This window comes from Kocuria sp. JC486, from assembly GCF_011602805.1.
Classification (GTDB): domain Bacteria; phylum Actinomycetota; class Actinomycetes; order Actinomycetales; family Micrococcaceae; genus Kocuria; species Kocuria soli.
Genome location: NZ_JAAOZS010000024.1, coordinates 24,791 through 38,319, shown reverse-complemented (window position 1 = coordinate 38,319; position 13,529 = coordinate 24,791). Strand labels below are relative to the sequence as shown.

Sequence of the window (13,529 nt, the reverse complement as noted above, 5' to 3'; positions counted from 1 at the left end):
ATGATGACATCCTCCCCGCCAGCGCCTCCCGGCACTAACGATCAGTTGTCACCGATACGTTCCTCACGCCCCCTTGTTCACTCGAGTTGGCGATAGGTCCGACATCCGACAACCCGAACGTTGGTACCCGGCAGCGCCTCGATGCTGAGTCGAGGCCCCACAGAAGACCGCACCCCTGGACGACAGTTCCACCTCGAGCAGCAATAAGGGGTGACAGCTCAATACGAGGGTCCCGGAGAGACCCCGAAACGGGCCAGTCTGGACGCCTCGGAGATCTCAGAATGCACGCCGCACCTGACTAGATATACCAAGGGCAGGGAGTGAACCCGCCCCTGTTGGGCAGACTAATCTTCGGTTGACCTCGAGACACAGAACCCAACCTCGAATCGAACAGATCGAGTCCATCCACCGACACGTGGCCCGACCGCCGAGCTACCCTTCCGACCATGACTCGTGTTGCACCGCTGGCCTCCATCTCCATCGATTGCCCACAGCCCTCTGCGCTGGCACCTTTCTACTGCCAGCTTCTCGGTCTGCAGCAGGCCTTTGCCTCGCCGGACAAGGGCGTGATTTCCCTGGCTGGCCCGGAGCCAGGGCCGGTCGTGACCTTGATGAAGGTCAGCCACTACCAGGCACCTGAATGGCCCGAAGGGCCGCAGCTCCAGCAGATGCATCTCGATTTGGCGTCGGAGGACCTTGATCAAGATGTGGCAGCAGCGATCGCCATCGGCGCACGCCAAGCGGATCATCAACCCTCACCAGACCAGTGGCGCGTCATGCTAGATCCAGTCGGGCACCCCTTCTGTCTCAGCGTCGTCCGCGCGGATTGACAGCCGCCGAGCACGCCGGAGTCAAGTTCATTCGCTCGCCACCGCCCGCTTGACGGAAATGTTGACCTCGAACGTTCCTTCAAGTCCCGCCAGCGTGAAGTAGAGCGGCATGTACATCTCCGAGCTACGGGCTCGCTTGATGCCGCCCAGGTCGATGATCACGTCGTCGCTCCAGCCGAATTGGTGCAGGATGTCCAGCGCCACAGCCTTTGCATCCTCGTGGTCACTGGCCAGGAAGATGTTGTGATCGCCCGGGATCTTGGACGGGTCGACCATGACTTCACAGAACACGGTGTTCAGAGTCTTGACCACGTGGGCATCGGGGTAGGCCCGCTGAATCTGCTCGCCCAGGCTGTCCGTGTTCGCCACGGTGAGCGTGGGCGGCATGCCTTCGGACATGTCCAGCGGCAGCGCGACGTCCACGATGACCTTGCCGCTGAGGTTCGCCGCACCCACTGCTTCCAGCGCTTGCAAGGACACGGCGCCGTGAGTGGCGTTGAGCACCACCTCGGCGAACGCACCGGCATCGGGATAGGCCGACAACCTGATCGCCGGGTGTTCCGTCTGCCACTGGGAGTAAGGGAGGGTTCCTAGCGCGTCCGTGTCCGTACGAGCCAGGATGGCCTGCGGGTCACGGGTCCCGATCACGACGTCGTGCCCAACCTCGTCGAGCTTGGCCGCCAAGGTTCGGCCCACCATTCCGGTCCCAAGAACTGCGATCTTCACAGGAATTCCTTTCACAACGATGGTGCGACGGAGTGCCGAAGCTCTCCTGCACTGCCGTGTTCACCGTAGGCACCGGCCGCCAGCGCCAGGGAGGCACTGGTATTACCCCCTCCGTGGGAACACGGTTGCCTCCCTCTGACACATCTGCCCACACTGGTGCTGCAAGGCACTGTTCGCTCTCTCCAGGAGTGCCAGATGAACCCCGAGACCGATGCACACTTCCAGGCGGGGCGGATCACTCGAACCGTTTCCGTCAAGGCACCTCAAGACATCACTTGGTCATGTTTGACCGATCCGCAGGCGATCGAACGCTGGTGGGGTCATCCCGCCCAGTTCCCGGACGGCATGCGCGACGGATCTCTCGGCACGTTCGAATGGGTCGGCCACGGTCTGATGCCCATGCGCATCATGCAGTTCCAGGAACCCTCCCGATTCAGCCTGCTGTGGGGCGAGCCCGGTGATCCGATCCCCGGGGAAGACGCCTCATTGGTCGAGTTCACCCTCGGCACAGATGGCTCGAACGAAACCGCGGTGACCGTCGTCGAATCAGGATTCGACCGCCTGCCGGAGGCCGAAAAATAATCCGCCATGGACGAGAACGTCCAAGGGTGGACCATGGTGCTCGACAGCTTCGTCAAGTACGTGGAAGCCCGGCAGCACGGCTAGGCCTTAAGACCTGTTCCGACGGCGACCGTCAACTCGCCCCACCGGAACCCCCGTGTACTCCCCCAGCGCCGCGATGAGCCGGTCCTGGAACTCCTCGTCCGCCACCGCGTCGTTCGGCGTTGACCGGCGTTGATGGTGCCAGTACCCGCAGGACGTGAGCGCCTGGTCGTCCTGCCCGACCAGTCCAGACCCTCCAATCGCGAGCGCCCACCGAAGTGCATGCTGCTGCTCAAGTACACGTGCCGTCGTACGTCCGGCAGCAACGCCGTCAGGACGTACGGAGCCACCACGTTGATGGGCAGAATCGCCGGGCCGTTCATGGTGCCGGCATTGTGGATGACTGCCTTCACAGGCAAAGCCCACGGCCCACTTGGGCCAATGACAGTCATCCAACACCCGACCGGACGTCGCCAGCCAGGTATCGGCGGAACCTTCCTGCCCTTCCGCCCGCTGGGTACGGTGAGGACCATGACCTCCACCGCAGAGTCCCCGGAGCACAACGACGTCCTTGAGCGTTGTCTGGCCGGTGGTTTCCAGGACTTCCACGACCCCTCCTTCCGGCTGGTGGACCAGATCGTGCAGGACAACGCACGCCTGTTGGCCGAGCTCAACACCGGGTACCGCTCCCCCGCCGACATCCGCGAACGGCTGTCGAAGATCACGGGCCGACCGGTTCCGGAGTCCGCCAGCGTGGCCCTCCCCTTCCGTTCCGACTTCGGCCGCCACATCACATTCGGCGAACGCGCGTTCATCAACGCGGACTGCTTCTTCGTGGACCTGGGCGGCATCACCATTGACGACGACGCCCTGATCGCCCCGCGCGTCACCATCCTCTCCGTCAATCACGATCCCGACCCGGTCCGGCGCCGCAGCGTGATCACCGCCCGTGTGCACATCGGACGCAATGCCTGGGTCGGGGCGGGTGCCACCATCTGTCCCGGAGTGACCGTGGGCGAGAACGCCGTGGTCGGCGCGGGCTCCGTGGTGACCAAGGACGTGGCTCCGAATACCGTCGTCGGTGGCGTACCGGCAAAGCACCTGCTCGATCTGGCCTGAGCCCCTGCCTCCACGGTTGCACCACAGGGCCGCATTGCCGGACGAATGTTCCTCAGCAGGGTTAGGCTTCCATCAATTCCAACGGATTCACCGGAGAACCGGAAGGAACCCCCAATGAGCCAATCCTCCCACACGCACCACACGTCGGACGCCTCTTCTGGAACGGCGGCACAGACCACCGGGAAGACCCCGAACCGTTGGCTGATCCTGGCCGGCGGTGTCCTGGTCCAGCTCGCGCTGGGCGGCGTGTACGCCTGGAGCACGTTCTCCCGTGCCTTCGTGGCACCGGACGCGGCACTGAACCTCACCAAGGTCCAGGCCGCGATCCCGTTCGAGCTGTGCATCGGCATGATCTTCATCGGCGCCTTCCTGGGTGGTCGGCTTCAGGACAAGAAGGGCCCGCGCATCGTCGCCCTGGTGGGCGTAGTGCTGTACTCGATCGGCATCCTGCTCTCGTCCTTCGCGCGTGAACCAGGCCAACTGTGGTTGCTGATCCTGGGGTACGGCCTGATCTCCGGCTTCGGCCTGGGCCTGGCCTACATCGTCCCCGTGGCCATGCTCCAGAAGTGGTTCCCGGACAAGGCCGGCCTGATCACGGGCCTGGCCGTGGGTGGATTCGGCTTCGGCGCCGTGATCACCAGCCCCGTGGCCCAGCGACTCATCGAGGCCAACCCCTCGGAACCCGCAGCCCCGTTCCTCCCCCTGGGCATCGCCTACCTGGTGCTCGGCCTGCTGGGTGCCTTCACCTTCGCCAACCCACCCAAGGGCTACCGGCCGCCGTCGATGGCCCCGGCCTCGACGACGGCTGCCACCAGTGCCGACGCAACCACCAAGCCCGCGGCAACGCAGGACTTCACGCAGGCCCAGGCGCTGCGCACCCCGCAGTGGTACATGCTCACCGCCATCCTGGCTCTGTCGGTCACGGCCGGGATTTCGCTGATCTCCGTGGCGGCGAGTGCTGCGTCTGACATCTCGAGCTACTCGGCCGCTGCCGCCGCGTCCCTGGTGGGCTTCATGGGCCTGTTCAACGGAGCGGGACGCATCCTGTGGGGCTGGATCTCCGACCGCATCGGCAAGATGCCGGCTTTCGTCGGCATCCTGGCCATCCAGGGCATCGCGCTGATCATCCTGCCGCACGCGGGATCCGTGCTGATCTTCGGTGTCCTGGCCGCCGTGATCTACACCTGCTACGGCGGCGGCTTCGGCACCATGCCGTCCACCGCGGGCAAGTTCTTCGGCATGACCAACGCGGGCGGCATCTACGGGCTCATGCTGGTCGGCTGGTCGATCGGCGGCGTCGCCGGTCCGCTGATCGCATCCTGGCTGATCGGGTCCTCGAGCTACACCACGGCCTTCACCGTGATCGGTGTCCTGGCGCTGGTGGGTGCCGTCATCCCGTTCCTGACCAAGTCGCCGCGCCGCCCTGAGGTCACCGGCAGCCAGGTCTGATCTTCCGGCCCTGGACGACGACGCCGGGCCCCGTACCCGGATTCAACCCCGCCTGCGCCGCCCGAGCCGCTTGTGCTTCGACGGCTTGATCGACCCGCGCAGCCGCAGGTTGAGCACGTTGAACCGCCGGACGGAGATCGCCACGTCCGTGTCCAGGTCTGCCCGCAAGCCGAGCTCCATGGGTAGGACCGGGGAGACCACGTCGGTGGGCGCCTGTTCGGCCCGGCGCTCTGTCAGTACGCACGAAACCACCCGCCCGTCGGTGTTCAGGCCGACGACGTAGCGGTCCGGTGCGGGACCGGCAGCGGATGTGGAGCCGTCGACCTCGACCACCGCCACGCTTCCCCCACGGGCTCCGTGGCGCAGGTCCACGAGCTTCCGCGCGTGCAACCCGGTGCTGTGTTCCACCTCTGTCAACACGTTCGCGGGGCCGCGCGCGACCTCCCGGCCTACCGACCGTCGCGTCCGCGGGGACAGTCCCGTCCGAAGGCGACGGATCCGTTTGCCTTCGGGCGACCGCCTGCTGCTGTGCTTGGCCATCGCGTTCCTCCTCAAGACGTCAAACTCGACCGGCTTCAGGCCCGGGAAGAATCGGGACCCACAGGACCCTGCGGCGGCAGTGTCCACGCCAGTGCGTCTCTCAACTGTGAGTGCCGGAACCCGTAACCCACGGCTTCCATCGCGCGAGGAGCCACGCGTTGGCTGGCCAACGCCAACTCCCGGGAGGCTTCCCGGCCCAACAGTGCGGCCGGGGCCATCGCCGGGACGGGCAGTACCGCCGGGCGGTGCAGAGCCCGTCCGAGTTCTTTGGCGAAGTCGGCTTGTCGGACGGGGTTGGGCGCCACCGCGTTGACCGGGCCGTGGACAGCGTCGTCGACGACGGCCGTTGCGTAGATACCCGCCATGTCGTCCAAGGACACCCAGGACATCCACTGCCGACCGGTTCCCACGGGTCCCCCCATTCCGGCCAGATACAGCGGCAGTTGAACTCTCAGGAGCCCACCCAGGGAGCTGAGCACGAGGCCGGTCCGGATCGAGACCCGGCGCATCCCCAGGTCTTCAACCTTGGCGGCCCGAGCCTCCCACTCCCGGCAAACCTCCGCCAGGAAGCCGTCACCGTACGGTTGGTCCTCCGTCAGGATCCGGTCCCCACTGTCGGCACCGTAGGCACCCACCGCGGAGGCACACACAAAGGCCTGGGGTCGATCAGCCGCAGGGATAGCCGCGCAGGTCTTGGCGATCAGCTCCGTGCTGTCCACGCGGGAGGACAGAATCTTCTGCTTGTTCTTGTCCGTGAACCGGGTGGCGATCGATGCCCCGCCCAGGTGGACGATCACATCCGCCCAGGCCACGGCCGCAGGATCAAGGTCACCGCTGGCGGGGTCCCACCGGACCTCGTCCGCCCGACGTGCCTCGCCGCGGACCAGCCTGCGGACCTGATGCCCGCCCGTGGACAACAGTGCCGCCACCTGCGAACCCACCAGACCGGAAGCCCCGCCGATCAGAACGTTCAGGCGTTGCCCGGAACGGGCCCAAAGCGCCGCCTGCAGGTCCAGATCGGCGCGCAACCGCGCCGTGCGATCAGCAAAGGTCTTGGTCAGCATCGACTGGACGGACCGGTCCGTGAATGTCCCTGCATACTTCCCCAAAGTGTTCCCGCCACCGCCCAGGCCTCCGGGCAGGAGTTCGTATTCCACCCGGTCACGCACCATGCATGACTCGTCGCCGTCGAAGACGTGCGTGTGGGTCCACGAGCGCATCGGACCTTTGACCATGCGATCGACGAACGACCGAGGGGTGGGGCCGTCGTCGTGCTCGGCGACGAACGGAACCCGAACGGTCCCGGCGGTGCCGGGTACGGCGGTCTTGAGCCGCGCCCGGGTACCGGGAACCAGCGGTGGGTAGGACTCTTCGACCACGGTCTGCGCCCATTCAGGACTCAGACGCGTCAAAGCCCCCGGCCGCCGGTGCCACTGGTAAACGTCCTCGGCGGGATGGCCGACGTGTTCGGTGGACTCGAAGACGGCCATGGGAGCTCCTACGGATCAGGCGTCGGGTGACACTTCCGACAGTAGCCTGTCGATCAGCTCCGGCGCACGGGTCTCGTAGTCCTGCAGGCGCGCGCGTTCCTGGCCGTGGAGCAGGCCGACCACGTAGCGGTCACCACCCGTGCGGATCAGGGATCGCGCGGCCAGCCCGAACCAGTCGTCCATGACGGCCGAATCCATCATCTCGCTCAGCTCGGCCTGGGTGTCCTGGGTGTTGTCCAACAGACCACGCCAGGCCTTCTTGGGCTGGAGTCCCGCGGTGACGGACAGCCCCTCGAGCCCGTAGCGCAGGTTCCGCAGAGCCTTGCGGTGGGCGTGCACGGCATTCACGGCCGCCGAAGTCTTCTTGGTCCCGGACTTGGCATCCGTCTCCGCAGCACTCGGCTCGGACTCTGACTGCAGCGACGCTTCCGCGTCCGCAACTGCCTGGCTCCACCGCTTGACGGCGCGCGTGGCCAGCTTCTTCGCCGAGAGTTCACGCGCCTCGGGAGTGAGCTGCAGACCTTCGGCCCAGGAGGTGAGTTCGGTGAGCAACTGCATGTGCGCGCGCCCGTTGAGGTGACGGACCGCAGCCGACCGGGTGGACTCGCGGTGGTCCTGAGCCATGGCCTTGAGCTGTCCCAGTCCGGCATCGCTCACGTTCTCCGCCACGACGGCGGCACGGCCCGGCAGCAGTTCCACCACGACTTCTGCATCGCGGGCCGCCGAGAGCCGATCGCTCAACACCGACAGCTGGTCGGCCAACCCCGGGTGGTTGGTCCCAGCAAGTTCGTCCCCGATGCCCTGGATCACGGCGATCAGACGACGCGCGGCCACGCGAACGGCGTGCACCCCAGAGGGGTCACCGATCCGCAGCAGGAAATCCGCATAGAGCAGCTGGGCCAGCGACTGGTTGGCCAGGGCGACGACCTGGTCCTCCGCGGTCACCTGGGTTTCAGCCGAATCCTCGGCCTGAGTAGCCGACTCGACCTTTTCGGCCGACTCGGACTTCTTGGACTTGCCGCCCTTGTCCTTGTCGGACTTCTTGGATTTCTTGGACTTCTTCGCGGAGCCCTGTTTCTTGGGTGACTCGGACTGATCGGCCGTTTCGGGCACGATCACGGTCACGGCGGGGGCGCCGTCTTCCGCGCCCAGGGCACGGGCAATCTTTGCCGTGGACGTGGACGGCGTCAGACCCGCCGTCAGCAGCACGGTTTCCAGCTCGGCGAAGACCTCTTCACCATCGGCCCCGGTCCCGTTGACCAGTTCGACCTCGTACTCGGCCCAGGTCCGATGCACACCGGTGCGCTCGGCGGTGGCCACGACGTCGTCGATGCAGATCTCCGCCACCTGGCCGAAGTCCGGGTGCATCACCTTGAGGACCGCGCGATCGTTGCGCACGGTGGCCAGCGGCGTGAGGTCCGCGCCCGCTGCGAGCCCGGCGACGTACTGCTTCATCTGCGCGGGCATGCGCTCCGAAGACTTGAGCAGCGGGACGTGGAGTTCATGCTTCCCGAGTTCGTCCCGGTACTTGAGGTGCCAGCCGGCATCCGGCCCGCCCTTGCGGCGGCGCAACGCGATCCCGAAACCGGCAAGTCGGTCCGACGCGGTGTCGAAGTACACGGCCTCCAACGCTCGGCTCTCCACCTCCGGCTCCACGACCAGGGTGGGAAGCGCGGACCAGTCCGGCTCGGCACCGGTCGGCACTTCGTACTTGCGCTCGACCTCCAACTGCACGTTCGGGGTCATGAGGTTCCTTAAGGTCGGAATCAGGCGCGGCGTCGATTCAGAACGTCGTCCAGGTCAATGCCGGGCGTCTTGGCGGCGGGCTCGGGAGCCTTGGCAGCATCCTTCAGGCTTTGACCGCGGGTGGCAACGGGGGCCTTGGGGACGGCCAGTGCCTGGGGAGCTTCCCGGCGTGCGACGGCGGTACGGGCGTAGGTCGGCTTGGGCACGGGCACGGGCTCCCACGTGGAACCGGAGGCCTGAGCCGACTTCTCGGCGACCATCTTGGCAGCGGCCACGAGTTCGTCGTGGGTCGGAAGGTCGCGGACGACCTTCGCGGAGGCCGGCGCAGCCTCGATCTCTGCCTCGCTGAGCCGCTCGGGCAGTTCGGCCGGCGCGGGCTCCCCTGCGGGGACGGAGTACTCGGCGCCGGAGGCGTCCTCGGCAAAGCGCAGATCGCTCAGGAACGCCTTGTCCTCGGGGAGGTCCAGATCCGCCAGCTGCTTCTGCTCGCGCCGAACGGACTCCTGGGCAACGTGTTCTTCATTGTTGAACACGGCGGCGCGGGCGGCGTCGTCGGAGTCCCGACGGCCGGAAGTCGCGGCGTCCACCACGCCGTCCGCTGCGGTGCCCTCGGGCGTGCCTGCAGCACGCTCGCGGCGTTCCTGAACGGCCAGGTAGCGCAGGGCTGCAATCGAGCCCGCGCCGACCAGCACCAGGAACACCGGCCAAGGCCAGGTCACCGCAGCGGTCAGCGGTGCCAAGATCCCCGTGACAACGGCCAGGAAGAGGGCCGCGCAACCAAGCATGAAAATGATGGTGCGGTCCCACTTGATGTTCAGGCCCTCGAAGGCGGTGGCAGCCTTCTTGGTCGCACTGATGGCCATATCCTGACTCCTTGGGGGTCATCGGACGCGAGCTCAGGTGTACCCGCGCCGGTTGTCTTCGAGATCTCGGCGTTGGTGGGAAGTGGATCCGAAGCCGCAACAGAAGGTGCGGCCGCGCGATCGTGGACAACACTAACCGAGAATCACACGCGTGTAATGCGCCGCGCTCAGGCGTGTCTGCGCGGATTTTCCCGACATGACCGTTCCGGCATATTTGCTCGCCGGATGGGGCCACGGCGGTGCCACTCAGCGCGGGTGGACCGTGAGCCCGACCTCCGTTCCGGTGAAGGGTCGAACCAGTCCGTCGGGTACCTCCGGTGCCGTCAACGCAAACGCGCGGTGGTCCGCCCACGCGCCGGCGATGTGCAGGTAGTCCTTGAAATACGCCTCTTCCCGGAAGCCGAGTTTCTCGACCACGCGCAGTGAGGCTGCGTTCTCGGGCCGGATGTTGACCTGCATCCGGTGCAGTCCGAGATGCTCGAAACAGAAGTCCGTGGCCATCGCGACAGCCAACGGAGCGATGCCGCGACCGGCCTGCCGACCGTCGACCCAGTACCCCAGGGTGGCCGACTGGAAGGCGCCACGGATGATCGACGACACCGTGAGCTGACCGACCAGGGAGAACCTGCCCGTTCCCGGATCCTGCTCCGTGATGAGCCACGGCAGACAACGACCGGCCCGTGCCTCCCGGTTCTGCCCACGAACGAACCGTCCGAACGACGGCGGTCGTTCGGACGGTTCGGGTTGGGATGCCTCCCAGGGGGCCAGCCATTCCCGGTTGTGCCAGCGCACCGCGTCCCATTCGTAGCGGTCGGCCGCACGCAAGGGCCGCAGGCGCAGGTCTCCCCAGGAAAGGCTCACGGGCCACACGGCCCGACTGGTCACTTGGTCTCGAGCCCCTTGGTGAACTCCACCAACCACTCGCGCAGGTCAGGACCCAGGTCCTCACGCTCGGAGGCGATGGTGATGTTGGCCTTGAGGTAGGAGAGCTTGTCACCGGTGTCATACCGGCGGCCGCGGAAGACCACACCGTAGACGCCGCCGCCTTCGCCGTCGCGCCCGGCCAGTTCCTGCAGTGCGTCGGTCAGCTGGATCTCGTCACCGGCACCCGGTTCGGTGTGCTCCAGCACCTCGAACACGTCCGGGTGCAGGACGTAACGGCCGATGATCGCCAGGTTGGAGGGGGCCTCCTCCGGCTTGGGCTTCTCGACCAAGCGGTTGACCTTGACGTAGTCCTGGCCTTCGACGACGGAGACGTCGGCGCAACCGTACGAGCTGATGGCTTCCTGCGGGACCTCCATGAGCGCGATGACCGTGGCGCCCGTGGACTCCTGGACCTTGATCATGTCCTCGAGCAGGGATTCCTTCTCGTCGATCAGGTCGTCGCCGAGCAGCACCGCGAACGGTTCGTGTCCCACGTGGGTCTTGGCCCGCAGCACAGCGTGGCCCAGGCCCTTGGGGTCGCCCTGGCGCAGGTAGTGGAGATCGCCGAGGTCGGAGGCGTGCTGAACGGCCTCGAGCAGTTTGTCCTTGCCGGAAGCCTCCAACTGGTCCTCGAGCGAGGGGATCCGGTCGAAGTGGTCTTCAAGAGCGCGCTTGGACCGGCCGGTGATGACCAGGAGGTCGTCCAGACCGGCGTCCACAGCTTCCTGCACGACGTACTGAATGGCGGGGCGGTCGACCACAGGGAGCATTTCCTTGGGGGTCGCCTTCGTGGCCGGGAGGAAGCGTGTACCGAGGCCGGCGGCTGGTAGTACGGCCTTCCGAACGGGGTGTTGCGTGTTCTCTTGGGTCATGGCCTGAGACTATCGGACGAACACGGGTTGACGGCGGCCCGGCCTCCGCCAGGAGCCGCCAGTCGGCCCACACCATCAGGTGCCGGTGGTGGGTATTCCGGGCCGCTCCACCCCATCTGGACCCCGCCCGCGTGACCTGCGCCGCAGGCCACAGAGCAGATCGTCCCCCGCACTGTGGACGGACCGACGACCAGAAACGAGTTCATGAACATGCATTCGGACGGTGTGTCCCTCGCCGACGGCGGTGCTGCGGACGGCGGCAAGGGCGCGCTGCGCAAGTCCCTCCGCGCCGCGCGCCGCGATGTCCCTGCAGCAACCCTCGAGAGGGCGGAGTCCGGGTTCCGGGCGGGTCTGGAAGCACTCGATGCCCGCTACCCGTCAGGGTCCGTCCTGGCGTACTTCCCGACTTCAGAGGAACCACCGCTGGAAACGGGGCTACGGCTGCTGTCCCGGTCACGCCCGGTCTGGCTGCCCGTCGCCCGCCCCGGACGGAAGCTCGCCTGGTCGCGATGGCTTCCCTCCACCCGGTTCGAACCGACCGGCCCCGGAGGGCTGCTGGAACCGACGGGCGAACGGGTCGCCGTCGTCGCTGATCCTGCGTTCGTCCTGGTCCCCTCCCTGGCCGTCGACGCGAACGGTGTGCGCTTGGGCATGGGCGGGGGCTACTACGACACGTTCCTGGCCACCCTGGACTCCTCCGTTCCCTGTGTGGCCTGCCTCTTCGATCGAGAGGTGCTGCCTGCGGGTGGCGTCCCGACCGACTCGTGGGACGCCCGTCTCCGCTGGGCGCTGACCGAGCGCGGGATCCGCGAAACCGCGGCGTAGAATCACTTCCCGATTCCGGCCACCGACACCCCAGGAGCATCGCTTGCCCGTCTACGCCTACAAGTGCAAGAACTGCGGCCACCAGTTCGACGTTCGTCAGTCGTTCTCGGACGATCCCATCAAGGTCTGCCCCGAGTGCTCGGGTGAGGTGCGCAAGCAGTTCAACTCCGTGGGCGTCGTGTTCAAGGGCTCCGGCTTCTACCGAACCGATTCCCGCAAGGACTCCACTGCCACGTCCGGAGGTGGATCCACGGGAAGCTCAGAGGCGTCCTCGGCCAAGAAGTCCAGCGCCGAATCCTCCCCGACGGCATCCTCGGGATCCTCCGCGGGTTTCGCCACGGGTTCCGGTTCCTCCGGCTCGTCCTCCGCCACGAAGTCTTCGGCCGCCTCTGGCGGTTCCGGCTCCACAGGGTCCTGACCCCGGCCCCGGCCAAGGGTGCCGGTCCGGGCGCCGGTGGAGAACGACGAACGTCGACGCACCAGACCTAGCGTGCCCGTATGCGGCTCCCTGGTCATACTCGCTCGCCCCAGTCTTCACGGACCTCCCGGGCTTCCCGGGCCTCCACGGCTGGTTCACGGCAACGCTCCGGCCCCACCCGACGCCCCACGCGCTCCTCGGGGCTTTTCAACGGTCTCCGTCACCGTGGCCGGCACCAACGCCCGCGCTATCCCCTGGCCATTCAGCTGCGCACCGCGGTCTCCCGACGGCGTCGGCTGGTCGCGGCCGCGCTCCTGAGCATCGCCGTGGCGGTGGCCGTCATGCAGCTCAGTCCCGATGAGCGTGAGACCGTGCCCGTCGTCGTTGCCGCCAACTCCCTGGGCGCCGGTGCCGTCCTCACGGAGGCAGACCTGGAGGTGGTCGACTATCCGGTGACGCTGGCGCCCGAAGGCGACTCGTCCGAACCGGACTCCGACGGAGACGTGGAACTCACCGCCGCAGGAGCAGCCCCCGGGACGATCGAGCACTGGGTGGGTCGGACCTTGTCCACCGCCGTGGTGGAGGGGCAGCCGCTCACGGGCCCCAGCGTGGTCGGCCCCGATCTGCTGGACGGCCAACCCGCGGGTACCACCGCGGTCACCATCAGAGTTCCCGATTCCGGTTCGCTCACGCATCTGCGTCCGGGGCAGACGGTTGACCTGGTTCGCCAAGGGACGCAGGACAGCCCCTTCGATCGCGCCGATCCACCCGCGGACGGGGAGGACGCGAGCGCAAGCGCCTCCCCCGGGGGATCGGGCGCGGCGGACGGGTCCGAGCAAACGCAGGAGGTCGTGGCCGGAGACGTCACCGTCCTGTGGGTCGCCGACCCGACCGAACCGACCGACGGGTTGCTCTCGTCATCGACCACGGACTCGCAACAGGACCTGCTGGTGGTCGGAGCCGATGCCCAGACCGCACAGCGCATCGCCGCCAGCGACGGAGAGGAGTTGGTCCCGGTCCTGGTGTCATCCGGCACCGAGGTTCCCGGGACGGTCGCACCGGAGGAATGACCGGGAGGCCGTTCCACGGTGTCCGTCCCGGCGTCCGCAGCGCCCCCCAGGGCT

The 13,529-nt window shown here is 67.0% G+C and carries 14 protein-coding genes; 7 read left to right on the top strand and 7 right to left on the bottom strand.

Annotated elements, in window-relative coordinates; all coding sequences use genetic code 11:
- The first annotated feature begins 446 nt into the window (after positions 1-446).
- Positions 447-830 (top strand): VOC family protein, encoded by a 384-nt coding sequence (locus GWK18_RS11210; RefSeq protein WP_166835319.1) that lies wholly within the window; start codon positions 447-449, stop codon positions 828-830.
- A gap of 27 nt (positions 831-857) precedes the next feature.
- Here GWK18_RS11210 and GWK18_RS11205 read toward each other — a convergent pair whose 3' ends face one another.
- The gene (locus GWK18_RS11205) at positions 858-1,556 is read right to left on the bottom strand and encodes an NAD(P)-binding domain-containing protein (RefSeq protein ID WP_166835317.1); all 699 of its coding nucleotides are present in this window, start codon (positions 1,554-1,556) and stop codon (positions 858-860) included.
- Between the two features lie 195 nt (positions 1,557-1,751).
- Between GWK18_RS11205 and GWK18_RS11200 the strand changes: the two genes are divergently transcribed.
- The 3 genes from GWK18_RS11200 to GWK18_RS11190 all read left to right on the top strand — a co-directional run bounded on the left by GWK18_RS11200 (position 1,752) and on the right by GWK18_RS11190 (position 4,727).
- Complete coding sequence (locus GWK18_RS11200; RefSeq protein ID WP_166835315.1) at positions 1,752-2,138, top strand: SRPBCC domain-containing protein; 387 nt, start codon at positions 1,752-1,754, stop codon at positions 2,136-2,138.
- A gap of 552 nt (positions 2,139-2,690) precedes the next feature.
- Positions 2,691-3,278, top strand: coding sequence for a DapH/DapD/GlmU-related protein (locus tag GWK18_RS11195; RefSeq protein ID WP_166835313.1), 588 nt, complete (start codon positions 2,691-2,693; stop codon positions 3,276-3,278).
- 114 nt (positions 3,279-3,392) lie between these two features.
- A complete protein-coding gene (locus GWK18_RS11190) occupies positions 3,393-4,727 on the top strand; it encodes an OFA family MFS transporter (protein WP_166835311.1) in 1,335 nt (444 codons plus the stop codon).
- Between the two features lie 42 nt (positions 4,728-4,769).
- On the opposite strand, the gene GWK18_RS11185 is transcribed toward GWK18_RS11190, so the two are convergent.
- The 6 genes from GWK18_RS11185 to galU form a co-directional block, all read right to left on the bottom strand.
- Positions 4,770-5,267 (bottom strand): hypothetical protein, encoded by a 498-nt coding sequence (locus GWK18_RS11185; RefSeq protein WP_166835309.1) that lies wholly within the window; start codon positions 5,265-5,267, stop codon positions 4,770-4,772.
- 35 nt (positions 5,268-5,302) lie between these two features.
- Positions 5,303-6,757 (bottom strand): TIGR01777 family oxidoreductase, encoded by a 1,455-nt coding sequence (locus GWK18_RS11180; protein ID WP_166835307.1) that lies wholly within the window; start codon positions 6,755-6,757, stop codon positions 5,303-5,305.
- A 15-nt stretch (positions 6,758-6,772) separates the two neighbouring features.
- Positions 6,773-8,503 (bottom strand): CYTH and CHAD domain-containing protein, encoded by a 1,731-nt coding sequence (locus GWK18_RS11175; RefSeq protein WP_166835305.1) that lies wholly within the window; start codon positions 8,501-8,503, stop codon positions 6,773-6,775.
- 20 nt (positions 8,504-8,523) lie between these two features.
- Positions 8,524-9,366: a hypothetical protein gene (locus tag GWK18_RS11170; RefSeq protein WP_166835303.1), complete on the bottom strand. Its 843-nt coding sequence runs from the start codon at positions 9,364-9,366 to the stop codon at positions 8,524-8,526.
- A gap of 246 nt (positions 9,367-9,612) precedes the next feature.
- Positions 9,613-10,251, bottom strand: coding sequence for a GNAT family protein (locus GWK18_RS11165; RefSeq protein WP_166835301.1), 639 nt, complete (start codon positions 10,249-10,251; stop codon positions 9,613-9,615).
- Complete coding sequence (gene galU, locus GWK18_RS11160) at positions 10,248-11,162, bottom strand: UTP--glucose-1-phosphate uridylyltransferase GalU (RefSeq protein WP_166835299.1); 915 nt, start codon at positions 11,160-11,162, stop codon at positions 10,248-10,250. Before galU ends, GWK18_RS11165 begins: the two co-directional genes overlap by 4 nt.
- 204 nt (positions 11,163-11,366) lie before the next feature.
- Between galU and GWK18_RS11155 the strand changes: the two genes are divergently transcribed.
- The 3 genes from GWK18_RS11155 (at position 11,367) to GWK18_RS11145 (ending at position 13,475) form a co-directional block, all read left to right on the top strand.
- On the top strand, positions 11,367-11,987 hold the full coding sequence (locus GWK18_RS11155; RefSeq protein WP_166835297.1) for a 5-formyltetrahydrofolate cyclo-ligase: 621 nt from the start codon (positions 11,367-11,369) through the stop codon (positions 11,985-11,987).
- 43 nt (positions 11,988-12,030) lie between these two features.
- Positions 12,031-12,405 carry an FmdB family zinc ribbon protein gene (locus GWK18_RS11150; RefSeq protein ID WP_123824960.1) on the top strand — a complete coding sequence of 125 codons (375 nt, stop codon included), beginning with the start codon at positions 12,031-12,033 and terminating at the stop codon, positions 12,403-12,405.
- Positions 12,406-12,485: 80 nt separating this feature from the next.
- On the top strand, positions 12,486-13,475 hold the full coding sequence (locus GWK18_RS11145; protein WP_166835295.1) for an SAF domain-containing protein: 990 nt from the start codon (positions 12,486-12,488) through the stop codon (positions 13,473-13,475).
- The last annotated feature ends 54 nt before the right edge of the window (positions 13,476-13,529 follow it).